At 61.3% G+C, this 858-nt stretch carries 1 protein-coding gene and 1 pseudogene; one reads left to right on the top strand and one right to left on the bottom strand.

The window, feature by feature from the left end; all coding sequences use genetic code 11:
• Positions 1-183: pseudogene (locus tag EXE44_RS16610) on the top strand (biotin transporter BioY); the annotation flags it as partial.
• Positions 184-194: 11 nt separating this feature from the next.
• On the opposite strand, the gene EXE44_RS21560 reads toward EXE44_RS16610, so the two are convergent.
• A partial coding sequence (locus EXE44_RS21560) for an RNA-guided endonuclease TnpB family protein (RefSeq protein WP_241991858.1) occupies positions 195-858 on the bottom strand: 664 nt, incomplete at its 5' end.

Here is an 858-nt window from a genome sequence, read left to right as displayed (position 1 = left end):
CTGTTCATCGCGCGCTCGTTCGAGGCGAGCGCGGAGCTCTCGAAGGAGCACCGCGACCTCCAGTGGCGCGACTACGATCAGGCGCTCAACACGATCACCCAGGACGGGCCGCGCGAGATCCTGGAAGACGCCCACGACTACCTCGACGAGCGGAAAGACGAGGAGAACGGAAAGTACGTGTAAACTACCCTACCCTACTCGCTCACGGCGCTGCCGTTCGTGGTTCGAGACGGCTCCGCCGTCTCGTCATCACGAGAGACGCGGCGCGTCTCTCGAACGACTTCGTTGAGGGTAGGGCTTTCGCGTGGACTCCTGTTCTGGCCATCGCTGGCAGGCTCGTAATCGCCGTTCACGTTCAACGTCACGCGATTCAAGCGCACGTTTACGGGTGCGCCTCCGCCCGACGACGTTTGCGCCGAGCGGAGATGCTTCAGACCGATATTCTTCGCCGCATTGTAGTCGGCGTTCACTTCGTAACCGCACTTCTGGCAGCAGAACCGCGCTTGTGTCTCGCGGTTCTCTCGGAGTGTCGTCCCGCACTTGGAACATCGCTGGCTCGTGTACGCAGGACTCACCTGTTCAACCGAGATGCCGACCACCTCGGCTTTGTACTCGACGTACTCGAACAGGCGTCGGAACGCCCACGCGTGGAACTTCTTGGCGTTCGCCATCCGCTCACGAATTCCGGTCAGGTTCTCGAACGCGATCACGTCACAGTCGTATTCGAGGGCTTCCGCGACGAGTTCTTTCGAGACAGTGTGTAAAAAGTGGTCGTAGCGTCCGGTCTCGGTGCGTCCAACTGACTGGATGGTCTCGTGAGCGGCCCGCGTCCCGAGCTGTTGAAGCGACCCGCGTCGC

Source organism: Halorubrum sp. SS7 (genome assembly GCF_005435055.1).
In the GTDB taxonomy this organism is placed as follows: Archaea; Halobacteriota; Halobacteria; order Halobacteriales; family Haloferacaceae; genus Halorubrum; species Halorubrum salinarum.
This window is presented reverse-complemented; position numbering and strand designations above follow the sequence as displayed.